We start from the raw sequence: 25,301 nt of genomic DNA, 5'->3' as shown, positions 1-25,301 counted from the left end.
TTTTTCCGATGATAGGCATCGGCCGACATGCCCGACGCTATCAGGCTGCGAGACGACGCGCTTGAACGTGCGTGAATGTCTCTACCTGCCGGTCTCTCGTCGGCTCTGCTCCGCAACGGTAAGGATAGCCTCAGGCATGACTTCGAGCCGCTCTTTGGGAATCGGCTGGCCGCTTTCATCGGAGAGACCGTAGGTGCCTTCGTCGATCTTGCGCAGCGCGCGCTGGATATCCGCAACGCGCTGGTCGTTCACGTCATGCAGCGACTGGTTGATCTCATTCTGTGCCATTCCCTGCGCTTCGTCCTCATACTCCTCGGCCTCGTCGCCATGCTCCTCCTGAGCCGTTCTCTCGTCCGCGATCGTATCTTCCTCTCCGCCCAGCAGCTCCCGACGCAGCGCCTCCAGGCGCTTCTTCTGCTGCGCGATGAACTCGTCACTCAGGTCACCCTGTTGCTCCGGCATGGTCTTCTCCCTCAGCTTGATTCGCTCTACTCGCCGTAGAGCCGGGCGTCACGCACCCAGTTCCTGAAACACGTGGCCGTTGGCCTCGAGTCCTTTCAGGAGTTCGGGTGTCAGTTCGCTTTGCCAGACATGCCCTTCGAATTGCCAGTCGCTCTTGTCGGCGAGATCGGGCAGGCCCGCGCCATTGCGCACATAGAGCCCGAGTGTCGGCTTCTTCAGGTTAATGTAGAAATCGAATTCCTGCATTTTCGCCCCCTCATGCAAGTTAAGGTCTCAATGACTAGAATCACCAGAACAGATATCCGCGGCACTCCTTTCATACAATGAGTCTATATCCCCAGGTGCTTCGCAACCGGCCGCATATGATGATCGGTCTGCTCGCCGGTTTGAGCGCCTGTGTGCTCGCGCCAGCCTCGCTACGGATCACGGCGCGGCTGCTGCTCGGCTGGGACATCGCGATCTGGGCATACCTCGTCATGATCTGGTTCCACATGGCCTTCGCCAGCGAGAGCGACGTGCGAACCCACGCCCGGCGCGAGGACCAGAATGCGGTCACCGTGCTGACGGTGATATGCGCGGCGACCGTTGCCAGCATTCTCGCGATCGTGCTGGAACTCGGCACCACCAAAGATCTGACCTTCGAATCGAAGGTGCTGCATTCGCTGCTGACAGGACTGACCTTGTTCGGCGCCTGGTTTCTGATCCCTACCATCTTCACGATGCACTACGCGCGGCTCTACTATGGCTCCGATCCGAATGCGCCCGCGCTCGCCTTTCCAGACAGCACGCTCGAACCGGACTACTGGGATTTTCTGTACTTCTCGTTCACGATCGCGGTTGCGTCGCAGACCGCGGACATCAGCCTGCGTGGGCGCAGCGCGCGGCGCGGCGTGCTTGCGCAATCGATCCTGTCTTTCTATTTCAACGTTGCCGTGTTGGGTTTGTGCGTGAATATCGCCGCGAGCATGCTGGGCAACTGACCCGGATCGGATCGGGCCCTCATGCGTCGCCGGTGTTCCGGAAAGGCGTCAACTATCGTCGACGTTGTCCGCGTAATGGTCGACTGCCACCTTACATTCGTCGACCACGACCTGAAGGAAAGCGGGATCGTTTCTCTCCACCCATCGCTCCACGTGAAGGAAACGCTGCGTGCCGAGATCGGCGACGCGCTCAGCGTCCGAGGTCGTGACATCGACAGTGACGATCCCGCGGCTCCCTTGCAGTGGAGAGATCGTTGCCGAAAACAGGAATCGTCGATACGAGAATTCTTGTGCCATAACGCCTCCTTACGAAAGATGAGTTGAGCCCACGATTTCTTCATACGAGTACGCGTCTTCGCGCGCGGCACGCCACACGGAATTCTATGAGCAAGTCACGACCGGGTGCACGCGGGTTTCTCCAATGCCAACTATCGGCGAAATACGATGGGCTTGCGCCATTCAGGCGTAATTTTCTTTGTGTCGGAATGCTGAGATTACGGCATGATGACGCTGAGCAGAGGCCCGCTCGCTAAAGGAGAGAACGATGCCAGCATCCACTGTTTTTTACGGCGAGTTTGAGATGGTCGTGCGCCCCGAGACGAACAAGTTCGGCGCATGGATTGCGAGCGTGAGCCTGAAGAATAACGCGGGAAAAGTCGTCGATATTCGCCCGATGACCGTTCAACCCGAATGGCTGACCGAAGAAGAAGCGATTAGAGACGCGGTCGAATGGGGCCGCCGGTTCATCGATCGTGAGTTCGAAACGCCGCAACCGCACTCCTGGGTGAGCGCCCGGTCTCGCGCAGAGGTCTGGTTCCGTGATGCGGAAGAAAAATCGCACGGGCCGGAAATCAGCTCCTAAACGTTGCAAGGCCGAGCCTGCAAAATCCTTGCGGGCTCGATGCAATTCTCCCTCAGCCGATCACTGCTTGCGCAGACGCGCCTCGATTTCCTGGGTACTGAGCGCCAGCAGATCCTCGCTGATCTGCTCGAATATCAGTCGACGCGTGACCTCGCTCAGATTCGAACGCACCATGCCGAGGAATTTCGCCTCGATGGCGAGGCGCAGCCGATTGTAGAGTTGATGGAGCCGTCCCTCCTCCAGATAGTCGGACACGCGCTTTGCAAACTTCTCCCGATCCTTTTCGGTCAAGACCGTACCGGTGTATTCATCGTTGACGAGAACTTCGACCTCCTGCAAGTCGAGCGTGAGCCCAGGCATCTTGAAGACACGCGCGCGACCTCCGTCAGCCACGACAAGCCAGGTAACTTCGACCATCATGCACCTCTAGGCAGGTATTTTTCAGCACCTATGCGGCGCTCGGTCGCCGACTGTGCCGACGACACTCACTCAAGATAGCAGTTCGGACCGGATACGCCCAAGGTCAATTCACCGATTCATCGTATCGGTCTGAAGTTCACCACTCGCCCGGCTTCTGTACAACAGCTTCGAGCGCTACGAGCGCTTGCCTTTTGCCGGAGTCCTGAGCCGTTTCGCATCGGCAGCTGGCAGCAGATTCGCCGCGAGGAAATCGACAAAGACTCTCAGCTTGGGCGACACGTACGGACTCGACGGCCACACCGCGCGGAACACGCCGCTGTGTTCGACGTACTCATCCAGTACCGTCACGAGGCTGCCGTCGGCAAGTTGTCGGCGGATCGCAAAGTTCGGCACGCAGGTCACGCCGAGCCCTTCTTCGGCGAGCGCGATCAGCGGCTCGACCGTGCTCGCCGAAGCCGTCACGGGCAACGCCACGTCATTGCCGGAGGCGGGCGTCACCAAAGGCCAGCGCTGCAACTTGCCGCTGGTCGGATAGCGGTGATGCAGGCAGGCATGGTTCAACAGATCCTCGGGCTTCGCAGGCGTGCCAGCGCGAGCGAAGTAAGACGGCGCGCCGACAAGTTGTAGCCGGTAAGCGCCGAGCGTACGCGCGATCAGCCGCGAGTCGCTCGCGTCGCCGGTGCGCACGACGACATCGAACCCATCGTTGACGACATCGACCAGGTGATCGCTGAAGTCCAGATCCAGTTCGATCTCGGGATAGGCGCGCATGAAACCGCTCAGGGTAGGCATCATCAGCATGCCGACCATCGGCAAGCTCACGCGAAGCCGGCCCTTGGGCGCGCCTTTGGATTGCGCGAAGCCGGATTCGATCGCGTCGATTTCGGAAAAGATGCGGCGACAGCTCTCGAGGAATTGCTGGCCTTCCTGCGTCAGCGTGATGCTGCGCGTGCTGCGGTGGAAAAGGCGCACGCCGAGCCGCTTCTCGAGCCGGGCCACCGCTTTGCCGACCGCGGACGAGGACAGGCCGAGCTGCTGGCCGGCATCCGTGAAACTGCGGAGCTCAGCCGCGCGGGAAAAGACTTTCAGTGCGTTGAGACTGTCCACGCGCGTCCCCACGATTGCGGACATTGGTGTCCGATAAGTCGGGAACTCTAGCATATTGATGGCCGCGAACGCCGCCTCCAGAATCATGCAACGCATCACTTTCGCCTCGAGGCATTGCATGAAATCCGCACACGTTACTTCCGCTCTCCCCGCTCCGGTCTATTGGCTCGCGCTCGGCGCTTTCGCGATCGGCACCGAAGGCTTCATGATTTCGCCTCTCTTGCCCGGACTCGCCGCCGACCTCTCGGTGAAGATCGAAACCGCGGGCCAGCTGGTGACCGTTTTCGCTCTGGCCTACGGCCTCAGTTCGCCGGTATTGACGGCGCTAAGCGGCAGCCTGAATCGCCGCACCTTGTTGCTCGCCAGCATGATCGCCTTCGCGCTCTCCAACGTGCTCGCCATGGTCGCGCCGAACTTCTGGGCGCTGATGGGCGCGCGCGTGCTGTTGGCGCTGTCCGCCGGTCTGTATGTGCCGGGCGCGAATGCGCTGGCGAGCGTGATCGTGCCGCCCGAACGCCGTGGCCGAGCAATCGCGGTGGTGAACGGCGGCATCACGATCGCCATCGCGCTGGGCGTGCCCCTCGGCGCGGTCGTCGGCCATGCGCTCGGCTGGCGCATGACGTTTGCCGGCGTCGCCGGCCTGGCGACGCTCGCCGCGGCCGGGCTGGTCATCGGCCTGCCGCGCGACATTGGAGCGGGCATCCCGATCGCGACGCTGCGCGAGCGCATCGCGGTGGCGCGCAATCCGCTCGTGCTGGCAACGCTGCTGACCACCACGCTCTGGGCCACCGGCGCCTACACGGTCTACACGTATCTCTCGCCGTTTCTCGCCAGCGTCACCGGTTTGGCGGGTGCGCAGATCGGCATGGTGATGTTCATGTGGGGTCTCGCGGCCGCGGCCGGCGTCGTGACCGGCGGCAACGCCAGCGACCGGTTCGGGCCATTGGCCGTGATCGCGCCGACAATCGCGTTGTCGGGCCTCGCCTTCGCCACGCTGTCGATCAGCGCACGCTTGCTGCCGCCCACCGCTGCACTCATACCCGTGCTCGTGGCCATCGCGTTGTGGGGCGTCGCGCACTGGGCGTTCTATCCGGCGCAGCAGGCGCGGCTCATCGACATCGCCGGCCTGAAGGTCGCGTCGATCGTGCTGTCGCTCAATGCTTCCTTCATGTACATCGGCTTTTCGATGGGCGCCGCGCTCGGCGCGCTGACCCTGGCTCACGGCGGCGTGGCCGGCCTCGGATGGGTCGCGGCGGCTTGCGAACTGGCTGCTGTGCTGCTGACGCTGGCGATCGTCGGACGGCCCGCCGTGCTGAACGCGCCTTGCCAGGCGGAGCGCGGATAGGCGCCGATCATCGCCCGTGCCATCAGTCAGCACGCGCTCTCCGATGCGGCGGCGCATCGCACTGGACCGTAGTCGCATCCTTCTTTTCAACGGTGAGATTGACGGAGCGCGCGCCGACCGGCCGCGTTCGATGGCGCGTGCCCGCAGGCACGGTCAGCAATTGGCCGGCTTGCAGGTCAATCGACCCGTCTTTGAAGTCGATGGTAAGAACGCCTTCGACGACGAAAAATGTTTCGTCCGAATCCGGATGAAAGTGCCAGAAAAATGGCGCGTCCATCACGCTCAAATGGACGTCGTGGTCATTCACGCTCGTCAGTACCTTGTTTGAATATCCTTCAGGCGTGTCGCCGGCGACCACGCCAATATCGATCATCTGGATCATGTCGTGTCCGTTTAACGTTGCAGGCAGGATTGAGCTGTTAGTACGCTGAGCACGTCCAGCGTAGCCCGGTATCACGTGGTCGCTAAGGTAGAAATTTTCGTCAGTATGTGAGCGAGATTCGCCGGTGGCCGCACGCTTGCCGATGTACTTGCCCGTCAAGCAAAGACCATTCCGAAGATGACACGGTCGTCGGCATCGTCCACCGCCAAAGCTCGAAGTTCGGTACGATAAGCCCGCCTGTCGCACGAGCACATCCTGCTATGAACGAAATGACCATGGACTGGGGCGATGTCCGCGTGTTTCTCGCGATTGCCCGTTGCGGCACACTCGGCGCAGCCGCGCGCCAACTGGGACAGACCCAGCCCACTATGGGCCGCCGGTTGCGTGCGCTCGAAAACGCGGTCGGCCAGGCGCTGTTCCAGCGCACCGCCGAAGGCTTCGTACTGACCGATGAAGGCAACGCGGTGCTGAGTTTCGCGGAGCGAATGGAGGAAGAAGCGCTCGCGTTCACACGTTCGCTCGCAGGGACCACGCAGCAGTTGACGGGGTTGCTGCGCGTGTCGTCATCCGACTGGTTCGGCATTCATGTGCTGACGCCGGTGTTCGCCGGGTTTCTCTCGCGGCATCCGCAACTGTCGATCGAACTGATCACCGATTCGCGACGCTACAGCCTCTCGCGCCGTGAAGCAGACCTCGTGTTTCGCATCACGCCGTTCGACGAACCCGACGTGATCCAGCGAAAGATCATGGATTTGAACTACGCGCTGTACGGACACGTCGATCTGGTTGCGCCGCAGGCCGGCGATGGCGCGGGGCAAGCGCTCATCACAATGGACAGCGCCTTCGAGGCCTTGCCCGATGTGACGTGGATCCGCCGCATGCTGCCGAATGCGCGGGTCGCTTACGCCAGCAACAATCGTGGCGTCCAGGCGCGCATGTGCGCCGAGGGCGGCGGCTTCGCGGTCCTGCCGTGCGCGCTCGGCGACAACACGCCGGGCCTGCGGCGCATCGACCTCGGTGAAACACCGCCGGGGCGCGAGGTTTGGCTCGGCTACCATCGCGACCTTCGGCGGCTTGGGCGGTTGCGGGCGCTGATCGACGTTGTCGTTGACAGACTCGCCAGCGCTTGACAGGCATCAGGTCACCGCTGAATCGTTCGCGGTCGCCGACCGGCGCGGCCAGCGTCATACGATATCGACGACGATCTTGCCGCGCGCGCTGCGATCGGTGATTGCGTCGTACCCTTGCTCAGCCGAGCGCAGATCGAAGCGGCGCGGATCGAGCCGTGGCGTCAAATGACCCGCTTCTGCGAAACGGGTCGCCTCGCCAAGCATCTCACCGTGGTGCGCCCGATTCTCGCCGGTCAGCAACGCATGCAGGGTGAAAACGCCGGAGTAAGTCGCCTCGCGAAACGACAGCGGCGCCAGTGCATGTGTACCCCAGCCGAGCGCGCTGACGACATGGCCGAAATGCTTGACCGCCGCGAACGAGGCATCGAGCGTCGCGCCGCCCACCGTGTCGGCGACCAGATCGAAACCCGCTCCGCCCGTATGCTGCGCGACGTATTGCTCGACGTTCTGCGCGACGTAATCGATCGGCGTGGCGCCGAGGCGCATGAGCTCGTCGTGATCGCGCGAACTCGCCGTGGCGAACACGTGCGCTCCGAGCGCTCGCGCGAGTTGCACCGACACATGACCCACGCCACCCGCACCGCCCTGCACGAGCACGGTCTGCCCGGCCTGAAGCTTCGCGCGATCCACGATCCCCATGTAGGCGGTGATGAACACCAGCGGCAGCGCGGCGGCTTCGCGCATCGACAGATTCGAGGGCTTCAGTGCGAGCAGATTCGCGTCGACGGCGGCGTATCGCGCGAGCGAACCCTGGATGCCACCCACGCCGCCCGTCATGCCGTAGACCTCGTCGCCTGCTTTGAAGCGGGTCACGCCCGCGCCCACCGCCTCGACCACGCCGGCCATGTCGATGCCGAGCACCAGCGGCAGCGGATGTTTTGCATGGGCCGCGCCGCCTGCCCGGATTTTCGTGTCGAGCGGATTCAGACCGGCCGCCGCGATGCGCACCAGCACCTGGCCGGGCAACGGCTCGGGGCGTGCCAAGGTGGTGAGTTCGAGCGGTCCGTTGTACTGGGAGAGAACGAGGGCTTGCATAGTCATGATGAACGCTCCTTGCAAATACCGGTAAGGGGAAAAAGCAGATGAAGCGAATGATGGTCCATGCAAATCAGTCTGAAAACTTACAAATATGCACGCCTGTCATGCATTAACGCATGACATGATTTTTCCAGGCGCGCGACCGGCCGGGCCGCGGTTGAATGGGTCACACGGCATGGCGGGCCATGCTGGTGGCGGCCGGCAACCTTCCGCGTCACTGAAACATTGAGGCATCGTCGATCAGCGCGGGCGTCACTCGGGCCTTGAGCAGATCGAGCCACGCCTTGGTTTTGGCATCGAGAAAGTGTCTGGAGGGATACAACGCGGAGACCGTGACATCAGGCGACCGCCACGACGGAAGAACGCGAACCAGGCGCCCTTCGCAAATCGAATCCTTGGCGGTGAACCACGGCAACAATGCTATGCCGCTAGCTTGCTCCGCGGTCTTCAGAAGAACGTCGGGGTTGTCCGCGATGATGGGGCCGACGGCTTGCGCCTGATAGGACCGCTTGCCCGAGATCAGTTCCCACTCCGAGGCGACGGAAGGATTGATCAGCCGAATGCAGGCATGGTTGGCCAGGTCGCGCGGATGCCGGGGCGCACCGTGCTGTTCCATGTAGGCAGGCGCCGCGCACATCACACCGAACACCGTACCCAGCGACAGCGCCACCAATCCCGAATCGGACAGCTGCCGCGACAGGTAGATGCCCACGTCGATTCCCTCCGCAAGCAGCGCCGGCGCGTACTGCGAAGTCGCGTACTCGATGCTCACTTTGGGAAACGCTGCGCAAAATTCGGCGATCAGCGGGACCACATAGTAATTCCCGAAGCTACCCATGCATTGAACCCTGAGCCGCCCCGCCGGCTCGATCGTCGCCCCTGATGCGTATGCCTCCGCCACATTCACGCGCTCGAGGATATCCCGGCACTGGACCACATACGTCTCGCCGGCGCTGGTGAGCGCAATCCGGCGGGTCGTTCTCTGCAGCAGCTTGGTGCGCAGGCGCTCCTCCAGTCCGGATACGAGCCGCGAGATTTGCGCGGTCGTGAGGTCCATCTGCTCGGCGGCGGATGTGAAGGTTCCGGCATCCACCACCCTCACAAACGCCGTCATCGCGTGAAGCAGTCCGTAATCCAGATTCTTACGCATGATGTAACTAAGTTTCCAATTGGACTCGATTGTTACTCACAGTAGGACTGTCGAGAATGATCGTCAAGCCGGCACTGCGTCCGAATCCATCAGACAGCGGCGCCCCTTTTCGACATCTTTGGAGCAACACCATGAACGGTGCAGAAAGTCTGCTGAAGTCGCTGGTTGCCAGCGACGTGGAAGTCTGTTTTGGAAACCCGGGCACATCGGAAATGCATTTCGTCGCAGCGCTCGATGCGGTGAAAGAAATGCGACCCGTGTTGGGGCTTCAGGAAAACGTCGTCACGGGCGCCGCCGACGGCTACGCACGCATGGCCGGCAAGCCGGCCGCCACGCTCCTGCATCTGGGACCGGGTCTGGCAAACGGTCTGAGCAATCTCCACAACGCGCGCCGCGCCTCCAGTCCGATCGTGAATATCGTCGGCGACCACGCGTCGTCGCACGCAAGGTACGACGCGCCGCTCGCGTCGGACATCGCCGGCTTTGCACGCCCGGTGTCGGACTGGGTGCATTCGTCCACGAGCGCCCGTTCCGTCGGCGCGGATGCGGCACGCGCCGTCCGTGCCGCGCGGGAGGCTCCGGGGAAGATCGCAACGCTGATTCTCCCGGCCGACACCGCCTGGGATCCCGCCGTTGAAGTTGCAGCTCCGCTGCCGCTTCAGCCGCGCACACACGCAGCCGGTTCGACTATCGATCGCGTAGCCAGCAAACTGCAGGCAGGGTCAAAAGCAGTGCTCCTGGTTAGAGGCGACGCGCTTCTCGGCGAAGGTCTGGTCGCAGCGGGCAAAATCGCGGCGAAGACCGGCGCGCGGCTGGTGTCCGATACGTTTGCACCTCGTTTGGAACGCGGCGCGGGTCGCGTGCAGGTCGAGCGGCTTCCCTACTTCGGCGAGCACGCCGCCGAATTCCTGGCCGGGACAGAGCTGCTGATTCTGGTCGGCGCACGTCCTCCGGTCAGTTTCTTCGCTTATCCCGACAAACCCAGCTGGCTGACGCCCGACGGCTGCGAGATCGCCGTGCTAAGTCATCCGCACGAAGACGGCGCAGCGGCACTCGCCGCGCTCATGGATGCCGTGGATGCACGAGGCGCCGAGGGCCGCGTCGCCACGCGGCAAGCGATCCCGTTGTCGCTCGACGGCGCACTCGACGCGAAAAGCATTGCGCAGATCGTGGCCATGCACCTGCCCGCGAACGCGATCGTGGCCGATGAGGGCGTTTCGTCGACCCTGCCTTACTACGACCTCCTGAACAACGCAGCAGCGCATGATTTTCTGAACCTGACCGGCGGTGCGATCGGCAGCATGATGCCAGTGTCGACCGGCGCGGCTATTGCGCGTCCGGACCGCAAGGTTGTGGCGCTGGTCGGCGACGGCAGCGCGATGTACACCGTCCAGTCGCTCTGGACTCAGGCGCGCGAGAACCTCGACATCGTGACCGTCGTGTTCGCCAATCGCGGTTACAAGGTGCTGAACAACGAACTAGTCCGCGTGGGCGCGTCTTCGAATGGACCGAACTCGGGCGCCATGCTCGATCTGGGCACACCGACGCTGGACTGGGTTTCGATTGGGCAAGGCCTGGGTGTCGACGCCGTGCGCGCGAATTCCCGTCGGGCGTTCGAGCAGGCGTTCGTCTCGGCGATAGCGCAGCGTGGCCCACGCCTGATCGAGGCGGTGCTCGAGTAAGCGCCCGCAACCCGGACCAGGGGCAGGCTCTACATGTCAATTTCGTAATGAACCGGTGGGGATCGCGTCATTTGCAGAAGCGCAATATGGCTTCCAGACGCTCAGGGAAGAAAGACCCGCGCAATACCAGTAGCGTCGAAGTAGCTGCTGCTATTCAGCGAATTTCCATCAGTCACCCATTGTATTTATTTCGGAGTCTAGATCATGAAGAAAGCTCTTGCTTGCCTCGCCCTCGCTGCCGCCGCCTTGTCCGCTCCGGTGCTCAGCTTCGCGCAATCCAACGGTCCGGTGACACGTGCCGAGGTCCGCAACGATCTCGTGCAGGTGGAACGGGCCGGCTATAACCCGGCGCGATCCGACGACGCGAACTATCCGGCCGACATCCAGGCCGCCGAAGCGAAGGTCGCAGCGCAATCCGGTGAGCAGCAGGCGACCCAGGGCTACGGCGGTGTGCCGGCGAACAGCACGTCGTCAGGTGGTCCGGCGCACACGGCGATGCAATCGACCTGTGTCGGTCCGGCCAGCTTCTGCACGCCGTACTTCGGCAAATGAATGACATGCTGTGCAGGTCCCGTGCTTGTCGCTAAACGCACGGGACCGAACTTCATCCTGAAGGTCCCCCCAGGCAGCAGAACCAGTCTTCACCGTCGACAACGTCTGGCTGAATGAACCCCGGCTTGCCTTGAGACGCACAGAAGACGCGCGTCAACCCTTACCGAAATCCGTGTCCCACACCTGCTCGATTGCCTGTAGCGCGGTCAACACGATCGACCGGTTGAGCGCCGCCGCGAGCGTGCCGTCGCGCTCGGCATACGCCTCGCACAGCCGTTGGTGGTCGGCGCACGAGCGCTGCATCCGTCCGGGCAACGACGTGCTGAGATGCCGCAGCCGGTTGGTGCGCATCCGCATCGAATCGAGCACTTCCTTGAAGATGCCGTTGCGGCTCACCCGCAGTTCCTCATCGCGAAACGCCACATTGGCCCAGAAATAACCGTCGACGTCGGCGCGCGCGGCCGCGTCGGCGAGGCGCGCGTGTGCGCGCCACAACGACTCGATGTCCTCGGCCGTGGCGTGCTCGACGATCGCGAGCGACACCTGCCCATATAGCAACACGCGCAGTTGATAGATCTCGCGCACTTCCGTGAGGCTCATCGACGACACGCGCGGGCGCCGCCGCGGCGACCAGTCGACCAGCCGTTCGCGGTTCAGCACGAACAGCGCTTCGCGCACCGGCGTGCGGCTGACGTTGAAGCGCTTCGCGAGATCGACGGAGTTCAGGTCGTCGCCCGGTTGCAGCCGGCCTTCGATGATGCCGCGCGCCACCCAGTCGACGATCTCCCCGACCGGCGATGCGTCGCCCTGCTCCTCTTCGTCGCGTGTGTCGACAGTTTCGTCCATCCCTTTATTCCTCGATATCTCTTGGCGTGCCGCCCGGCTGCGTGGACGGATTCTAGCAAACCGACGCCCGGCCAGCCCGGTACGACACCCTGCCCGATTTCCACAAGTGTGCACAGTTTATCGAATATCTCTTGAAATTCACCCGAGATTCACCATACACTTGGCGAAAGTGTCGACACTACCAATATAGGACATCAGTCCATCAGGAGACAGACGCGATGTACATGGAAAAGGAAATCGCCGGAACGACCGGCGTCGAAGCCAGCGTTTCCGCGCGGCTCGACCGCCTGCCGCCGACGCGTTATTTCAGCGGCCTCGTCGCGCGCATCGCGATCGGCGGCTGGTTCGAGTTTTATGAAATGTTCATGGCGGCCTATATCTCACTGGGACTCATCGGCAGTGGTCTGTACCGCGCCACCACGGCGGGCCTGTTCGATGTCAACGGCTTCGCCAGCTTTCTCGGCTCGTTTTTCGCCGGGATGTTCGTCGGCACGGTGGCGCTCGGCGGCTTCACCGACCGCTTCGGACGACGCGCCGTGTTCACCTGCGCGATGCTGATCTATTCGGTCGCGACCTTCGCCGCCGCGTTCCAGCATTCGCCGGAATCCATGGATCTCTGGCGCTTCGTCGCGGGTCTCGGAATCGGCGTGCAGCTTATTACTGTCGACACTTATATTTCCGAGCTGACGCCGCATCACACGCGCGGCCGCTACAGTGCGTTCAGCATCCTCGTGATCCTGACGTCCGTGCCGACAGTCGCGGTGCTGTCGTTTCTGCTCGTGCCGCACACCATCCTCGGTCTCGAAGGCTGGCGCTGGGTGATGATCATCGGCTCAGCGGGCGCCGTGCTGATCTGGTTCATGCGGCGCGGGCTGCCCGAATCGCCCCGCTGGCTTGAAAGCAAAGGCCGTGTCGACGAGGCGCGCGCCATCGTCGATGCGATCGAGGCCCGCGTGGTCGCCGAAACCGGCCGCGCGTTGCAGGCACCCGCGCAACACACGCCGGAACCGCCGGCCGGCGAGCACAGCGGTTCATGGTCGGAGATGTGGAAGGGCCGCTACTTCAGCCGCACGGTGATGCTGTCGTTCTTCAACTTCTTCCAAACCTTCGGCGTGTACGGATTCGGTGCGTGGGTGCCGGTGCTGCTCTACACGAAGGGCATCACGATCACGCATTCGCTGCTCTACACGATGGTAATCGCGTTCGCGACGCCGCTTGGCGCACTCGGCGCGATGGCGTGCGCCGAGCGCGTCCAGCGCAAGTGGCAACTGGTCGGCTGCGCGATCGTCGTCGCGGTGGCCGGCGTGCTGTTCGGCATGGTGCGCGAACCGGTGCTGATCCTGCTGTTCGGCAGCGCCGTGACGATCGCGAACAACTGGCTGATCGGCATCTTTCACACCTATCAGGCCGAGCTGTATCCGACCCGGATTCGCGCCCGCGCCGTGGGTTTCGTTTTTAGCTGGAGCCGTCTGAGTTCGATCTTCGTCGGTTTCTGGGTGGCGGCATTGCTGAAGCATTCGGGCGTGCCCGCCGTGTTCGTGCTGATTTCGTCAGCCATGTTTGTGATCGTCGTGATGGTCGGGCTGCTAGGGCCGAAGACCAACGGCATTCGTCTGGAGGAGTTGTCTCAATGAGTTCCATCGCCGCCGCATTCGCGCACGGCCTTTTCGCACTGGCGCAGCGTCCGCTGCCGGTCCCGGTCGCAGAGGAAGCCAGGCGTTCTTTGATCAATGTGATCGGCACTTCGATCGGCGCATCGCGGCATCCTGGTGTCGACGCGATCCTCGCCGCCGCCCATGAGTTAGGCGTGGCGCAAATCGCGCCGGTGCCGGGCCGCAGCGAAAAAGTCGATCTGCATTTTTCCGCGCTCGCGACCGGCTTTGCCGGCCATCTCGACGATTTCGACGACACCCATCTCGCGACCGTCATTCACCCGGCCGCTTCGGTGCTCGCCGTGCTGACGGCGCTTGCGCCCGACACGCGGCCCACCGGCGCCGCCGCGCTGACGGCCTTCACGCTCGGCTGCGAAGCGCAGTTGCGGGTCGGCGTCTCGATCTCGCCGGAACACTACGACCGCGGTTGGCACATCACCGGCACGTGCGGCGTGATCGGCTGCGCGGTGACGGCCGCGCTGCTGCTCGGTCTCGACGAAGCGGGGTTGACGCAAGCGGTGTCGATCGCCGCCTCGATGTTCGTCGGCCAGCGCGAAGCGTTCGGCACGATGACCAAGCCTTATCACCCCGGCAAGGCGGCTGCGAACGGCATTGCGGCCGCGCGTCTCGCGCAGCACGGCCAGCACGCCGCCGCCGATATTTTCGAAGCCGCCGGCGGCTACTCGCATTCGATGTCGACCAAGGTTGATTTCGAGCTGATGAACGGCGCGTTCGGCGAGCGCTGGGAACTGCTTTTCAACACGTACAAGCCGTACCCGTGCGGCATCGTCGCGCATCCGGCGATCGACGCGGGACTCGCGCTCGCGCCGCAAATCGACGACGTGCAGTCGATCGAATCGATCACGCTGCGCTGCCATCCGCTCGTGCCCGAACTGATGGGCAACCCGCAGCCGAAGGACGGCCTGCAGGCGCGCTTCAGCGCGATTCACGGCGTGGCCGCCGCACTGTGCGACGGCCAGGTCGGCCTCGCGCAATACGAAGACGCGCGCGTGGTGCAGGACGACGTTACAGCCGTGCGCGCGCTCACCAAGCTCGCGCCCGACGCCTCGGTCAATCGCGATGAAGTCTTTATCGCGGCGACGCTGAGGGACGGCACGGTCGTCGAACATCACGTCGAACATGCGCGCGGCAGCCTCGCGCGTCCGCTGACCGACGACGAGCTGATGAACAAGGTCCGTCTGCTGGTGGACCCGCTGCTTGGCGACGGCACCGCCGCGCAACTCGCATCCGCCGTGGCGACACTCGACAGCGCCGCCAACCTCGACGCGCTCTTCGCACTGTGCGCTCCCGCCGGAGAATTGAATCATGCATAACGCCGCACAACATTCCGTCGTGTCCGACGCGCTCGTCGGCTTCGCCATCGCCGCGCTGCCCGCTTCGGCCGACGCCGCACTCGACGCCGCGCGCGACGCTCTCACCCACGCGCGCCTGATCACCGATCCGGCGACGCGTTCCACCGAGCAGATCAGCGCCCTGCTGCAATCGCAAGGCAGCGCGGCGACCGACTCGCGCACCCGCGCATGGATTCTCGGCACGTCGCTGGCGACGCAAGCCGCCGCGTCGCCGGCGATGCCGGTGCTCGCCGCCGTGATCGTAGCCGGGGACACGCTCGGCTCATCAGAGAGCGACGCCATCGCCGCCGCCGCGATCGGTATCGAAGCCGCCGCGCGCATTCTCAGCGCGGTCGATAGCGCTGAATTCCGTGTGCGCTGGAACGTGGCGTCTTCGGTGGGCTTGCTGGGCGCGGTGCTGGCGGTCTCGCGCCTGCTGCGTCTCGACGAAGTGCATACACGTCATGCGCTCGGCGTCGCCGCAACCCAGGCCGCGGGACTCGCGCACAACGCGGACCACGCGATGGAAGCGATCGAGATCGGCAAGGCCGCAGCGGACGCGCTCGAAGCCGCGATGATCGCGAAGCATGGCTTCACGAGTGCGGCTGCGTCGATCGACGGACGGCGCGGCTTCGCTGCGCTGATGGCGTATCGCTTCGACACCGCCGCCATCACGGAAGCGCTGGGTACGCGCTGGACTTCGGTCGACTGACGTGACGCGCTTCGCCCGATGTGTTTGACGCATCGGGCGAAGCTGTCACCGACCGCCAATGCTCGACGCCTTTTATCGGCCACACAGGGGAATCCAATATGACCAGCAAGCGAATCATCCACGCCTCGTTGCCCGCGCTGTTCTCGCTGTGCGCGGCACTGAGCGGCACGAATGCCATCGCGCAGACGCCCGCGTCGCAACCGTCGGCCGGTGGCCTGCCGGCGCACTCGCCGTTCGATATTCCATACGGCATGCCGATCAGCCTGCAAAACGCCAACCAGGCGCTCGAAGCCGCCGAAGCTGAAGCCGCGCGGCACGGCTGGCCCGAAGCCATTGCCGTGACCGATCCGAGCGGAGAACTCGTCGCGTTCGCCAAGATGGACAACACGCAGAACGCGTCGCCGAAAATCGCGCTGCGCAAAGCCGCGACCGCCGCGCGCTTTCGTCGCGATACACGCACGTTCTATAACGCCTTCGAAACCGGCCACACCTATTCCGCGACGCTCGATCCTTCGTTGGCCGCTTCTCCCGGCGGCTATCCGCTCGTGATGGGCGGCAAGATCGTCGGCGCGATCGGATGCAGCGGCGGCAGCGGCGACCAGGATGCGGATATCTGCAAGGCGGGCGCGGACGCGTTGAAGTAAAGACGGGGGGCGCCGTTTCGCGGCGCTTACGCTGGTCGACCATCTTGCTCTCAAGCCCGATCGATCAGGATGCCTTTTTAATGCACGGAGAAGTTCATCATGGACGATAAACCCGCCGCCGCGTCAGCAGTGCCTCCCAAAGCATCATCGCGGCGCCGGTTCCTGATCAAAAGCGTCGCGGTGTTGCCGGTGGCGGGCGGCCTTGCTGCGTGTGATCGGCCCGGCGGCGTGACGGCATCGGCATCGGCGTCAACGTCAGCCACCGCTGGAACCGACGGTTCTAGCGCGAAACCGTACCAGCCGAAGTTCTTCAAGCCCGACGAGTGGAGCGTGCTGCAAGCCGCGATCGACCGCCTGATTCCCGCCGATGCCGAAGGTCCGGGCGCGCTCGAACTCGACGTCGCGGCGTTCATCGACCGGCAGATGGAAGGCGCGTTCGGTCATGCGGCAGCGTGGTATATGCATGGCCCGTTTCATCCCGATGCCACGCCGCTCGCCGGCTATCAAAGTCCAATGACCCCTCGCGACCTGTACCGCACCGGCATCGCGGCGCTCGACGCCTATTGCAAGGCGCACTTCGGCGGCAAGCCGTTTGTGCAATTGACGACCGCGCAACAGGACACGTTGCTGCATGGCATGGATAGCCGCAAGGTCAAATTCGAGCAAACCTCGGCCGGTCATTTCATCGCGTTGCTGTGGCAGAACACCAAAGAAGGCTATTTCTCCGATCCGATTCATGGCGGCAACAAGCACGCCGCGAGCTGGACCATGATCGGTTTTCCCGGCGCGCGCGCCGACTATCTCGACTGGGTCGCGCAACCCGGCAAAGTGTATCCGCTCGGAACCGTAACGATCGAAGGCAAGGCATAGCCACCGCCTTCATCCAGCAACGCGCACAGCAGCATCAGATAAAACACACGCCAGGAGGAGACACATGGCGAACATCAGTAAACCCAAAGTGGACGCGGTGGTCGTCGGCATGGGCTGGTCGGGTTCGATCATGGCGATCGAACTGGCGGACGCCGGCCTCACCGTGGTCGGCCTGGAACGCGGCGAAAACCGCGATACCTATCCCGACTTCGCGTATCCGAAGGTCGCCGACGAACTGACCTACGTGCAGCGCTTCAAGCTGATGCAAAGCCTCGCGCACGAGACCGTCACGATCCGCCGCCAGGCGCAGGAAGTCGCGTTGCCGCTGCGCCAGTACGGCGCCTTTCTGTTCGGCGACGGCGTCGGCGGCTCGGGCGTGCACTGGAACGGCTTCACCTATCGTGCAACCGATGCCGAACTGAAACTGCGCAGCCACTACGAACAGCGCTACGGCAAGAGCTTCATACCCAACGACATGACGATTCAGGACTGGCCTGTCAGCGCCGCCGAGCTCGAGCCGTTCTACGACCGCTTCGAATATGTCGCCGGCACTTCGGGCAGGGCGGGTAACGTCAACGGTCAGCCGATCAGTGGTGGCAATCCATTCGAAGCTTCGCGTTCACGCGATTACGCATTGCCGCCCTTGCCCACTGCGTATCCGTCGATGCTGTTCGAGCAGGCCGCGCGCGAAGTGGGCTTCCACCCGTATCCGACGCCTGCGTCGATTGCTTCCAAGGCGTACACGAACCCGTATGGCATGCAGCTAGGCCCGTGCAACTTCTGCGGCTATTGCGAACTGTTCGGCTGCTACATGTTTTCCAAAGCATCGCCGCAGACCTGCATTCTCCCGGCGCTTGCGAGAAAGCCGAACTTCGAATTGCGCGACCGCTCGGCGGTCGTCAAGGTCAATCTCGATGCGACCGGCAAGCGCGCGACGGGCGTCACCTATATCGACGCTCAAGGCCGTACCGTCGAGCAGCCCGCGGATATCGTCGCGCTGTGCGCGTACCAGATGCACAACGTGCGTCTGCTGTTGCTGTCGGGGATCGGCAAGCCATACGATCCCGCCACCGGCGAAGGCACTGTCGGCAAGAACTACGCGTACCAGAAGAACAGCAAGATTCAGGTCTTCTTCGACAAGGACGTGGCGATCAATCCGTTCATCGGTTCGGGAGCGGGCGGCGTCGTCTACGACGATTTCAATGCCGACAACTTCGATCACGGTCCGCTGAACTTCGTCGGTGGCGCGATTACCTTTGCGACCGTGACGGGCGGCCGCCCGATCGCGCAGGCACTAGTGCCGCCCGGCACGCCGAAGTGGGGCTCGGGGTGGAAGAAGGCCGTGAAAGACCACTATCTGCATTCGTTCGCCATCTCCACGCAAGGCTCGGTGATGTCGTACCGCGACAACTATCTCGACCTCGATCCGACTTACAAGGATGCATACGGCCTGCCGCTATTGCGCATGACGTTCGACTGGAAAGACAACGAAGGCCGCATGACCCAGTTCGTCAGCCACAAAGCCGCCGATGTCGCGCGCGCGATGAATCCGAAACCGCAATCGGTTGCGATCAACGCGGGCAAGCCGGGCGATCACTTCGACGTCGGGCCGTATCAGAGCACGCATACGACCGGTGGGGCGATCGCGGGCGACCGGCCGGACAACAGCGTGGTGAATAAATACCTTCAGTCGTGGGACGTTCCGAATGTGTTCGTGACCGGCGCCTGTTCGTTCCCGCAAAATCTCGGCATCAATCCAACCGGCACCATCGGCGCCATGACGTACTACGCGGCGAAGGCAATACGCGAGACGTATCTGAAGAATCCCGGCCCTCTGGTTCAGGCGTGAGCGACCGTCATGAAAATCACTTTCGATCGCTTGAGGCAGTATCTGATCCCCGTGTTTGCGCTGATGTGCAGTGGCGCGCCCGGCAGCGGTGCGAACGCGCAAACTTTGAATGCCACGCCCACGCCAGTAACCGTCGACGCGCAGCTAGCCAAAGGCGCTTATCTCGCGAAAGTCGGAGATTGTGCGGCCTGCCACACGGCGAACAAGGCGCAACCGTTCGCAGGCGGTCTGCCGCTCGCGACGCCCTTCGGCACGCTCTATTCGACCAACATCACACCGGACGCATCGACTGGCATCGGCGGCTATAGCTATGACGACTTCGCCAAGGCGTTGCGCCAAGGCATAGCCAAAGACGGTCATCGTCTGTATCCGGCAATGCCGTATCCGTCGTACGCGAAGATCGACGACAGCGATATGCATGCGCTCTATCGCTACTTCACGCAAGGCGTCAAACCCGTCGGGCAGCCGAATCGCGCATCCGAACTGCGCTTTCCATTCAACGTTCGCACGCTGATGACAGTGTGGGATCGTTTGTATGCGCATGACCCACTGCCTTATCAAACCGATCCGCACCAGAGCGTCGAATGGAATCGTGGCGCGTATCTGGTGCAAGGGCTCGCGCACTGCGGCGCATGTCACACGCCGCACGGCATGCTCGGGCAGGAGAGCGTACTCGACGACAAGGACAATACCGCGTTCCTGTCCGGCAATACGCTGGCTGGCTGGTATGCGCCGAACCTGCGTGGCCATATGGCGCAAACATCGACCAGCGATAAGGTATGGAGCAAGGCCGATCTTGTCGCCTATCTACGCAGTGGGCGTATGCACGACGGCGCGGCATTCGGCCCGATGACGGAGGTCATCAACGACAGCACGCAATATCTGCACGACGAAGATTTGAACGCGATTGCAACTTATCTGACGTCGCCGTCATTGCAAACGGGCGCGACGCCGCCGGCCGCGCAGCAAAGCGGTCGCGCGGATCAGACGGCTGTCGCGCTCAGAGCCGGTCACATCGATTCGACCGGCGCGCATCTCTATCTGGACAATTGCGCAGCCTGTCACCGCACGGATGGCACCGGCGCGATGCCGGCCTTCCCCAGCCTCAGGGGCAATGCATCGGTGCTGAGCGGCGATCCGGCGTCGCTGATTCATATCGTATTAAGCGGCTCGCATATGCCGTCCACCGCAGCCGCGCCGACGCCGCTTGCCATGCCCGACTTCGGCTGGCGTTTGACCGATCAGCAGATCGCGGATCTGTTGAGCTTTGTGCGAAGCAGTTGGGGAAATCGCGCAGCCGCTGTCACTGCTGGTGAAGTTGCCAAGGTTCGCGGGGTCGCGATCAGCGCGAAATAACCTGGCAGCGTTGACGTGAAGTGTTAGCGCGCGAGGCTTGAATGCATGAATGAAGCCCAGGGCATCGCTCGATGCCTTGGGCTTTGCGCATGTAAAACAGAGCTCTTAGAACTTGTGATGAATCGCGACGCGCGCCACGGCCTGATGATTATTCGACGAATCGCCGAGACTGCCGATATCCGCAACCGCCGCAGCGCCAGTGGAGCTCGTGCCGCTCGCGGTCTGGAAGGTGCCGAGGAGATAGACATCGGTACGCTTGGAGAGCACGTAGTCGAGCAGCAACGAGAACTGGTTGTACTTCTGGTCGCCGATGTCGCCCTTCACCGCGTTGCCCTTCGTATAGTTGTACTCGCCCGACAAGAACAGCGCCGGCGTGACGCGATAGAGCGCGTTCAACTCGTAGCTGTTGAACGTCGCGGTCGCGCCACCGAATGCGCCAATATTCATGTACTTGGTATTCGAATACACCGCGCCGATTTTGGCCGGGCCGAAATCATACGAGCCGCCCGTGGTGATGATTTGCAGCGAGTTGGCGGGCTTCGTGCCGAGATACCCCGAATTCAGCGAGTTGAACGTCGTGGGGCTAGCGTTGCTGTTCAGAATCGAGCCCAGCGCGGATGGATTCTTGAACAGTTCATAGGCGACCGCAATCCCGAACGGGCCGTGTCCATAATTCGCACCGAGGCTGTACCCGCTCGACTGCGAAATCTCGCCCGCTACGCCGCCCAGACTCACCGTGCCGCCGAACGTCAGGCCATTGAAATTGGGGCTCGCGTATTTGATCGTGTTGTTCGCGCGGAACGTGTGGTTGACGTTGTCGAGGTCGCCCGGATGTTCCGTCGTCGATCCGCCATACGCCGCGGCAAAGCCGTAGTTGCCGACATAGTCGTTGATGCTGTCGTACTGACGGCCCAACGTCACGGAGCCAAACGAACTGCTGGCGAGGCCCACGTAGGCTTGCCGGCCGAATGCGGTGCCGCCTTGTCCGAACGCGCCCGTGCTGACGTTGATGCCCGACTCCAGCACGAAGATCGCCCTCAGGCCGCCGCCCAGATCTTCGGCGCCGCGGATGCCCCAGCGGCTGCCCTGCGTGCCCGCGTTGGAATCGACCGAAAATTGCCGGCCGCCCACGTTCTTGCCGTTCACCACGTTCTTCGCGTTGGTGTTGATCAACACGCCTTCGTCGACAATGCCGTACAGCGTGACCGAGCTCTGCGCGTGAACGGTTCCAGCAAAGGTCCCCAATATCGATAATGCAAAAAGCGACTTTCTCATTCTGTCATCTCCGCCAAGTCATAATTTATTTGTGCCTTAAACATTTCACTCTGTAATACTAACTAATTTGATGTCTTCACCGCATAAGCAATCCTCCTGCGAAACCCGCAATAGCGAGTCCGACTTGAAACTGATCGGCAGCGGCGCGCAGATGTTGTCTGCCGCGCCGCCGCGGCTACGATCAGCCTAGAAAAGCGCCGCCGTTCGCATGAATCGCCTGGCCCGTGAGATAGCGTGCTGTCGGGCCGCACAGAAACTGCACGAGGCTTGCGACCTCGTCGGGCTGGCCGCGCCGGCCAAGCAAGGTAGTGCGCTCAGCGTGATGCGCGGGTTCGGTATTGCCCGCCGCGCCGCCGCGCACGGTCGCGATCAAGCCGGGCACCACGCAATTGACGGTGATGCCGTCCGGACCCAGATCGTGCGCCAGCGCGCGCGTCAAACCGACGAGGCCCGCTTTCGCGGCGATCACGTGCGCGCGCCCCGCCGAGCCCCCATGCGCGGACATGCCGCCGATATTGACGATCGCGCCGGCCTTCGATTGCCGCAAATAGGGCAACGCCGCGTGCGCGCACAGATACGCGCCGTCGAGAATCACCGACATCACCTCGCGCCAACGTGCGTAATCCAGCTCCGCGAACGGCACTTCGCGACGCACCGCGGCGTTGTTGACGAGAATGTCGATCTGCCCGAAATGGTGAATCGCCGCTTCCATCAGACTTTGCGCACCCGCCGGTTCGCTGACGTCGGCCAGATGCGCGGCCGCGCGGCCGCCCGCGGCCTCGATCGCGCGCACGACTTCGGCGGCCTCGGCGGCGGAACTGCGCGCGTTGACGAGCACCGCATTGCCCGCTGCCGCGAGTTGCAGTGCGATCTCGCGGCCGATATTGCGCGCCGCCCCGGTGACGACCGCGACGCCGTTGACTTCTCCTTTCATGAATGCACTCCCAGTGATTTCGTTGATAGCGTGGGTTGCGCGCTGGCTTGCAGCGGCCGGTCGGGACGAATCCAGAACGACAACGCAATGCCGACCAGCAACAGCGCAATGGACATCACGAACGGCAGTCGATAGCTGCCCGTCATGTCGGTAATGAGGCCGAACGCGACCGGCGACACCACCGCCGCAAGACCGGCCGCCGTGCTGATGAAGCCGCTGGCGACGCCCGCAAAGGCCGGCGCGACATCCATCGGCACGGCCCAGATCGGGCCTTCGGTCGATTCAAGGCAGAACAGTGCCGCGGCCAGACACAGCGCGATCAAGGTCCGGTCCCGCACGAACAGCACGCACGAGAGAAACAGCAGCGAGCCCGCGAAACCGATGATGATCACGTTGCGCCGCGCCGTATTCAGATTGCCGGTGCGTCGATAAATCGCGTCGGTCAGCAGGCCGCCCGCCGTATCGCCGACCACGCCGGCGAGAAACACGCCCGACGTAAACAGCGCCGTGCTCTTCAAGTCGATGCCGTACACGCCGACGAAGAAACTCGGCAGCCAGCTCAGATACAGCCACAGCGTCCATGCGTGGCAGAAGAACACCAGCGTGACCGGCATGATGCGCCGGATCAGCGGCCACCACGGCACCGCCGTGCGATGGCGCGGGCCGGCATACGGCGGCAGCGTATCGACTTCGGCGGCGGTGATCGACGGATGCGTGCGCGGATCGTCGCGGAAATACAGCGCCCATACGACCACCCAGATCGCGCTGACGCAGCCCAGCGCGACAAACGCGCCTCGCCAGCCGAGCAGCGGAATCATCAGCACGAGCAACGGCGGCGTGACGGTGGCCGCGAGGCGCGCGGCCGAGTGCGTGAAGCCCTGTGCGAAGCCACGTTTGACCAGCGGAACCCAGTTGGCCATCGCGCGCGTGGCGTTCGGAATCGTGCCGGCTTCGCCGAGACCGACCAGTGCGCGCGAGAGCACCAGCGTCGCGAGGCCGCCGGTCACACCGGTCGCGAGCGTGCCGAGGGTCCATAGGATGCCCGAGAACGCCAGCATCCGGCGAGGTCCGATCTTGTCGCCCAGATAACCGTTGATGACCTGGAAGATCGCATAGCAATAGCCGAACGCCGAGAGTGCAATGCCGAGCTGCGTGTTCGACAGATGCATCTCCGACTTCAGCAGCGGCGCCGCGATGGAAAGATTGACCCGGTCGACGTATTCGATGAAATACATCGCGCAGATGAGCATGAACACTCTGCCTGTGGTGCCGGTAAACATGCCTGCTTTCGCTTTCATCTTGAACCGCCCTGCCCGTGACCGCGACTGTGACCGTGATGCATGGTTTGCTCCTTCAGTTTCGATTGCCGCCGACGCCCTGCGGCGCGCGACGCACATCATTCGGAATACGTTTGATCATCTCTGCAGTGCCCGATGCGCGGTTTCCGGCGCCCACTTCACGCAGAACAGACCGACTAGATAGATCAGCGAGACTGCCGTGATCGCGAGCGGATAGGAACCGAACATCGCCGCGAGCGCGCCGACAATCGACGGCCCCGCCGCCCCGAGCACGCGGCCGAAGCTGAAGGCGAATCCGGAACCGAGCGCGCGCTGCATCGTCGGAAACATTTCGGGCAGCCAGATCGTGAACAGCGAAAACACGCCGCTCGTGAAGAAGCCGAGCAGCGGCAGCGTGATCAGGAAAAGCGGCAGACTTTTCAGCAACACCACAATGCCGAAGTACGACGTGACATTGCAGATCAGCGCACCGGAGAAGAACACGCTGGCGACCGATTTGCGGCGCGGAATCCAGCGCACGATCCACGGCATCGCGACGCATCCCGCGAGCGTGCCGACGCTCAGGATCAGGCCGCTCAGCGAGCCGAGATACTGCGCATCGGCAACGGATGCGCCGCCCGCGCGCTGCCAGGTAATCACGAGCGTCGGAATCCAGAACGTGGACGACCACAGCCCGAAGATCAGGCACGTCATCATCAATGCTGCGGACCAGGTGGTGCGCGCCATGCCGGGAGCGAACAGATCACGCACGCGTGCACGCGGACCCTGTGCGCGTCGCTGCTCTTGCCAGCGGCGCGACTCCGGCACGCCGAGGCGCAGCCAGATCGTCAGCAACGCGGGTGCGCTGCCGATCAGAAACAGAACGCGCCAGCCGCCCAGCGGCAGAATCACCAGCGCGGCGGCGGACGCCAGCAGAAAGCCGATCGGCGTGCCGGTATGCAGCCATCCAGACAGACGCTCGCGCAAATGCTCCGGCACCGACTCCTGCAACAACGGCGCTCCCGCGGCCCACTCGCCGCCGATGCCGAAGCCCGTCAGAAAACGGAAGATCGCAAACGACACGATGCCCGGCGCGAGCCCGCAGGCGCCGGTAAAGATCGAATAGATGAGAATGGTCGCGCACATGGTCGGCACGCGGCCGAAGCGATCCGCGCACCAGCCCCAGAACATCGAGCAGGCCCAGCCGAGCATGAAGAGGCTGAACATCAACCCGCCGAGCCGCGCGATATGCGCGTGATCGGCCACGAAGCCGCTTTTCGGCAGCAACTCGGTTAAGGCGGGCACGATCACGTAGATGTAGATGGCGTTGTCGAAGCCGTCCAGCATCCAGCCCGCCCATGTGGCGATAAAGACGCGATACGGACGCGCTACTGCGACTGCCACACCGACGGAACTCGACATCT

General features: G+C 63.1%; 26 protein-coding genes. 13 read left to right on the top strand and 13 right to left on the bottom strand.

Translation table 11 applies throughout. The annotated features are described in order from the left end of the window. Positions 1 to 81: 81 nt before the first annotated feature. A complete protein-coding gene (locus P0D96_RS13520; RefSeq protein ID WP_408290068.1) occupies positions 82 to 462 on the bottom strand; it encodes a TraR/DksA family transcriptional regulator in 381 nt (126 codons plus the stop codon). A 48-nt stretch (positions 463 to 510) separates the two neighbouring features. Further along, on the bottom strand, positions 511 to 708 hold the full coding sequence (locus P0D96_RS13515; RefSeq protein ID WP_106313048.1) for a hypothetical protein: 198 nt from the start codon (positions 706 to 708) through the stop codon (positions 511 to 513). 77 nt (positions 709 to 785) lie between these two features. Between P0D96_RS13515 and P0D96_RS13510 the strand changes: the two genes are divergently transcribed. Continuing rightward, positions 786 to 1,442, top strand: a complete 657-nt coding sequence (locus P0D96_RS13510) for a DUF1345 domain-containing protein (RefSeq protein WP_132381665.1) — start codon at positions 786 to 788, stop codon at positions 1,440 to 1,442. Positions 1,443 to 1,490: 48 nt separating this feature from the next. On the opposite strand, the gene P0D96_RS13505 is transcribed toward P0D96_RS13510, so the two are convergent. After that, the gene (locus P0D96_RS13505) at positions 1,491 to 1,739 is read right to left on the bottom strand and encodes a hypothetical protein (RefSeq protein ID WP_132381663.1); all 249 of its coding nucleotides are present in this window, start codon (positions 1,737 to 1,739) and stop codon (positions 1,491 to 1,493) included. A gap of 247 nt (positions 1,740 to 1,986) precedes the next feature. Here P0D96_RS13505 and P0D96_RS13500 point away from each other — a divergent pair, with 247 nt between their 5' ends. Continuing rightward, positions 1,987 to 2,304, top strand: coding sequence for a DUF6566 family protein (locus tag P0D96_RS13500; protein WP_132381662.1), 318 nt, complete (start codon positions 1,987 to 1,989; stop codon positions 2,302 to 2,304). 60 nt (positions 2,305 to 2,364) lie between these two features. Here P0D96_RS13500 and P0D96_RS13495 read toward each other — a convergent pair whose 3' ends face one another. Together P0D96_RS13495 and P0D96_RS13490 are read right to left on the bottom strand one after the other, a co-directional pair. Next, on the bottom strand, positions 2,365 to 2,724 hold the full coding sequence (locus P0D96_RS13495) for a host attachment protein (RefSeq protein ID WP_408313802.1): 360 nt from the start codon (positions 2,722 to 2,724) through the stop codon (positions 2,365 to 2,367). Between the two features lie 174 nt (positions 2,725 to 2,898). Continuing rightward, on the bottom strand, positions 2,899 to 3,855 hold the full coding sequence (locus P0D96_RS13490) for a LysR family transcriptional regulator (protein WP_408177738.1): 957 nt from the start codon (positions 3,853 to 3,855) through the stop codon (positions 2,899 to 2,901). Between the two features lie 94 nt (positions 3,856 to 3,949). Between P0D96_RS13490 and P0D96_RS13485 the strand changes: the two genes are divergently transcribed. Then, complete coding sequence (locus P0D96_RS13485) at positions 3,950 to 5,176, top strand: MFS transporter (protein ID WP_408313799.1); 1,227 nt, start codon at positions 3,950 to 3,952, stop codon at positions 5,174 to 5,176. A 22-nt stretch (positions 5,177 to 5,198) separates the two neighbouring features. Here P0D96_RS13485 and P0D96_RS13480 read toward each other — a convergent pair whose 3' ends face one another. Further along, positions 5,199 to 5,717, bottom strand: coding sequence for a cupin domain-containing protein (locus P0D96_RS13480; RefSeq protein ID WP_408313798.1), 519 nt, complete (start codon positions 5,715 to 5,717; stop codon positions 5,199 to 5,201). A 101-nt stretch (positions 5,718 to 5,818) separates the two neighbouring features. On the opposite strand from P0D96_RS13480, the gene P0D96_RS13475 reads away from it, so the two are divergent. After that, the gene (locus P0D96_RS13475) at positions 5,819 to 6,688 is read left to right on the top strand and encodes a LysR family transcriptional regulator (RefSeq protein WP_408313796.1); all 870 of its coding nucleotides are present in this window, start codon (positions 5,819 to 5,821) and stop codon (positions 6,686 to 6,688) included. A gap of 54 nt (positions 6,689 to 6,742) precedes the next feature. On the opposite strand, the gene P0D96_RS13470 is transcribed toward P0D96_RS13475, so the two are convergent. Beyond that, entirely contained in the window at positions 6,743 to 7,729 is a 987-nt protein-coding gene (locus P0D96_RS13470) for a zinc-dependent alcohol dehydrogenase family protein (protein ID WP_408313794.1), read from the bottom strand. Positions 7,730 to 7,940: 211 nt separating this feature from the next. Next, complete coding sequence (locus tag P0D96_RS13465) at positions 7,941 to 8,840, bottom strand: LysR family transcriptional regulator (RefSeq protein WP_408313792.1); 900 nt, start codon at positions 8,838 to 8,840, stop codon at positions 7,941 to 7,943. A gap of 167 nt (positions 8,841 to 9,007) precedes the next feature. Here P0D96_RS13465 and P0D96_RS13460 point away from each other — a divergent pair, with 167 nt between their 5' ends. Next, complete coding sequence (locus P0D96_RS13460) at positions 9,008 to 10,558, top strand: acetolactate synthase large subunit (protein WP_408313790.1); 1,551 nt, start codon at positions 9,008 to 9,010, stop codon at positions 10,556 to 10,558. Positions 10,559 to 10,762: 204 nt separating this feature from the next. Further along, positions 10,763 to 11,110 (top strand): DUF4148 domain-containing protein, encoded by a 348-nt coding sequence (locus P0D96_RS13455; RefSeq protein ID WP_408290087.1) that lies wholly within the window; start codon positions 10,763 to 10,765, stop codon positions 11,108 to 11,110. Between the two features lie 153 nt (positions 11,111 to 11,263). Here P0D96_RS13455 and P0D96_RS13450 read toward each other — a convergent pair whose 3' ends face one another. Next, positions 11,264 to 11,956, bottom strand: a complete 693-nt coding sequence (locus tag P0D96_RS13450) for a GntR family transcriptional regulator (RefSeq protein WP_408290089.1) — start codon at positions 11,954 to 11,956, stop codon at positions 11,264 to 11,266. A 218-nt stretch (positions 11,957 to 12,174) separates the two neighbouring features. Between P0D96_RS13450 and P0D96_RS13445 the strand changes: the two genes are divergently transcribed. From P0D96_RS13445 to P0D96_RS13415, 7 genes are all read left to right on the top strand, one after another. Continuing rightward, complete coding sequence (locus P0D96_RS13445; protein WP_408313788.1) at positions 12,175 to 13,590, top strand: MFS transporter; 1,416 nt, start codon at positions 12,175 to 12,177, stop codon at positions 13,588 to 13,590. Next, the gene (locus tag P0D96_RS13440; RefSeq protein WP_408313787.1) at positions 13,587 to 14,942 is read left to right on the top strand and encodes an MmgE/PrpD family protein; all 1,356 of its coding nucleotides are present in this window, start codon (positions 13,587 to 13,589) and stop codon (positions 14,940 to 14,942) included. Before P0D96_RS13445 ends, P0D96_RS13440 begins: the two co-directional genes overlap by 4 nt. Beyond that, positions 14,935 to 15,672 carry an MmgE/PrpD family protein gene (locus tag P0D96_RS13435; protein WP_408290095.1) on the top strand — a complete coding sequence of 246 codons (738 nt, stop codon included), beginning with the start codon at positions 14,935 to 14,937 and terminating at the stop codon, positions 15,670 to 15,672. The genes P0D96_RS13440 and P0D96_RS13435 overlap by 8 nt, the downstream gene beginning before the upstream one ends. Before the next feature lie 98 nt (positions 15,673 to 15,770). Next, complete coding sequence (locus P0D96_RS13430; protein WP_408313785.1) at positions 15,771 to 16,316, top strand: GlcG/HbpS family heme-binding protein; 546 nt, start codon at positions 15,771 to 15,773, stop codon at positions 16,314 to 16,316. A gap of 99 nt (positions 16,317 to 16,415) precedes the next feature. Beyond that, on the top strand, positions 16,416 to 17,186 hold the full coding sequence (locus P0D96_RS13425) for a gluconate 2-dehydrogenase subunit 3 family protein (RefSeq protein ID WP_132381640.1): 771 nt from the start codon (positions 16,416 to 16,418) through the stop codon (positions 17,184 to 17,186). 64 nt (positions 17,187 to 17,250) lie between these two features. Continuing rightward, the gene (locus tag P0D96_RS13420; protein ID WP_408177725.1) at positions 17,251 to 19,035 is read left to right on the top strand and encodes a GMC family oxidoreductase; all 1,785 of its coding nucleotides are present in this window, start codon (positions 17,251 to 17,253) and stop codon (positions 19,033 to 19,035) included. Between the two features lie 9 nt (positions 19,036 to 19,044). Then, a complete protein-coding gene (locus P0D96_RS13415) occupies positions 19,045 to 20,391 on the top strand; it encodes a c-type cytochrome (RefSeq protein ID WP_408313783.1) in 1,347 nt (448 codons plus the stop codon). 105 nt (positions 20,392 to 20,496) lie between these two features. Here P0D96_RS13415 and P0D96_RS13410 read toward each other — a convergent pair whose 3' ends face one another. The 4 genes from P0D96_RS13410 to P0D96_RS13395 form a co-directional block, all read right to left on the bottom strand. Beyond that, a complete protein-coding gene (locus tag P0D96_RS13410) occupies positions 20,497 to 21,666 on the bottom strand; it encodes a porin (protein WP_408313782.1) in 1,170 nt (389 codons plus the stop codon). 181 nt (positions 21,667 to 21,847) lie between these two features. Further along, complete coding sequence (locus P0D96_RS13405) at positions 21,848 to 22,600, bottom strand: SDR family NAD(P)-dependent oxidoreductase (protein WP_132381632.1); 753 nt, start codon at positions 22,598 to 22,600, stop codon at positions 21,848 to 21,850. After that, positions 22,597 to 23,898: an MFS transporter gene (locus P0D96_RS13400; RefSeq protein ID WP_132381630.1), complete on the bottom strand. Its 1,302-nt coding sequence runs from the start codon at positions 23,896 to 23,898 to the stop codon at positions 22,597 to 22,599. The genes P0D96_RS13405 and P0D96_RS13400 overlap by 4 nt, the downstream gene beginning before the upstream one ends. A gap of 117 nt (positions 23,899 to 24,015) precedes the next feature. Then, on the bottom strand, positions 24,016 to 25,299 hold the full coding sequence (locus tag P0D96_RS13395) for an MFS transporter (protein WP_408313779.1): 1,284 nt from the start codon (positions 25,297 to 25,299) through the stop codon (positions 24,016 to 24,018). Between the last annotated feature and the right edge of the window lie 2 nt (positions 25,300 to 25,301).

This window comes from Paraburkholderia sp. RL17-347-BIC-D (genome assembly GCF_046027915.1).
Taxonomy (GTDB): Bacteria; Pseudomonadota; Gammaproteobacteria; order Burkholderiales; family Burkholderiaceae; genus Paraburkholderia.
The sequence above is the reverse complement of the archived record's forward strand: the minus strand, read 5'-3'. Positions and strand labels throughout refer to the sequence as shown.

What these genes read in the sequence shown, in the direction of transcription:
- P0D96_RS13520 (WP_408290068.1), bottom strand. Translation starts at nt 462, where the DNA reads ATGCCGGAGCAACAGGGTGACCTGAGTGACGAGTTCATCGCGCAGCAG.
- P0D96_RS13515 (WP_106313048.1), bottom strand. Translation starts at nt 708, where the DNA reads ATGCAGGAATTCGATTTCTACATTAACCTGAAGAAGCCGACACTCGGG.
- P0D96_RS13510 (WP_132381665.1), top strand. Translation starts at nt 786, where the DNA reads ATGAGTCTATATCCCCAGGTGCTTCGCAACCGGCCGCATATGATGATC.
- P0D96_RS13505 (WP_132381663.1), bottom strand. Translation starts at nt 1,739, where the DNA reads ATGGCACAAGAATTCTCGTATCGACGATTCCTGTTTTCGGCAACGATC.
- P0D96_RS13500 (WP_132381662.1), top strand. Translation starts at nt 1,987, where the DNA reads ATGCCAGCATCCACTGTTTTTTACGGCGAGTTTGAGATGGTCGTGCGC.
- P0D96_RS13495 (WP_408313802.1), bottom strand. Translation starts at nt 2,724, where the DNA reads ATGATGGTCGAAGTTACCTGGCTTGTCGTGGCTGACGGAGGTCGCGCG.
- P0D96_RS13490 (WP_408177738.1), bottom strand. Translation starts at nt 3,855, where the DNA reads ATGTCCGCAATCGTGGGGACGCGCGTGGACAGTCTCAACGCACTGAAA.
- P0D96_RS13485 (WP_408313799.1), top strand. Translation starts at nt 3,950, where the DNA reads ATGAAATCCGCACACGTTACTTCCGCTCTCCCCGCTCCGGTCTATTGG.
- P0D96_RS13475 (WP_408313796.1), top strand. Translation starts at nt 5,819, where the DNA reads ATGAACGAAATGACCATGGACTGGGGCGATGTCCGCGTGTTTCTCGCG.
- P0D96_RS13470 (WP_408313794.1), bottom strand. Translation starts at nt 7,729, where the DNA reads ATGACTATGCAAGCCCTCGTTCTCTCCCAGTACAACGGACCGCTCGAA.
- P0D96_RS13465 (WP_408313792.1), bottom strand. Translation starts at nt 8,840, where the DNA reads ATGACGGCGTTTGTGAGGGTGGTGGATGCCGGAACCTTCACATCCGCC.
- P0D96_RS13460 (WP_408313790.1), top strand. Translation starts at nt 9,008, where the DNA reads ATGAACGGTGCAGAAAGTCTGCTGAAGTCGCTGGTTGCCAGCGACGTG.
- P0D96_RS13455 (WP_408290087.1), top strand. Translation starts at nt 10,763, where the DNA reads ATGAAGAAAGCTCTTGCTTGCCTCGCCCTCGCTGCCGCCGCCTTGTCC.
- P0D96_RS13450 (WP_408290089.1), bottom strand. Translation starts at nt 11,956, where the DNA reads ATGGACGAAACTGTCGACACACGCGACGAAGAGGAGCAGGGCGACGCA.
- P0D96_RS13445 (WP_408313788.1), top strand. Translation starts at nt 12,175, where the DNA reads ATGTACATGGAAAAGGAAATCGCCGGAACGACCGGCGTCGAAGCCAGC.
- P0D96_RS13440 (WP_408313787.1), top strand. Translation starts at nt 13,587, where the DNA reads ATGAGTTCCATCGCCGCCGCATTCGCGCACGGCCTTTTCGCACTGGCG.
- P0D96_RS13435 (WP_408290095.1), top strand. Translation starts at nt 14,935, where the DNA reads ATGCATAACGCCGCACAACATTCCGTCGTGTCCGACGCGCTCGTCGGC.
- P0D96_RS13430 (WP_408313785.1), top strand. Translation starts at nt 15,771, where the DNA reads ATGACCAGCAAGCGAATCATCCACGCCTCGTTGCCCGCGCTGTTCTCG.
- P0D96_RS13425 (WP_132381640.1), top strand. Translation starts at nt 16,416, where the DNA reads ATGGACGATAAACCCGCCGCCGCGTCAGCAGTGCCTCCCAAAGCATCA.
- P0D96_RS13420 (WP_408177725.1), top strand. Translation starts at nt 17,251, where the DNA reads ATGGCGAACATCAGTAAACCCAAAGTGGACGCGGTGGTCGTCGGCATG.
- P0D96_RS13415 (WP_408313783.1), top strand. Translation starts at nt 19,045, where the DNA reads ATGAAAATCACTTTCGATCGCTTGAGGCAGTATCTGATCCCCGTGTTT.
- P0D96_RS13410 (WP_408313782.1), bottom strand. Translation starts at nt 21,666, where the DNA reads ATGAGAAAGTCGCTTTTTGCATTATCGATATTGGGGACCTTTGCTGGA.
- P0D96_RS13405 (WP_132381632.1), bottom strand. Translation starts at nt 22,600, where the DNA reads ATGAAAGGAGAAGTCAACGGCGTCGCGGTCGTCACCGGGGCGGCGCGC.
- P0D96_RS13400 (WP_132381630.1), bottom strand. Translation starts at nt 23,898, where the DNA reads ATGAAAGCGAAAGCAGGCATGTTTACCGGCACCACAGGCAGAGTGTTC.
- P0D96_RS13395 (WP_408313779.1), bottom strand. Translation starts at nt 25,299, where the DNA reads ATGTCGAGTTCCGTCGGTGTGGCAGTCGCAGTAGCGCGTCCGTATCGC.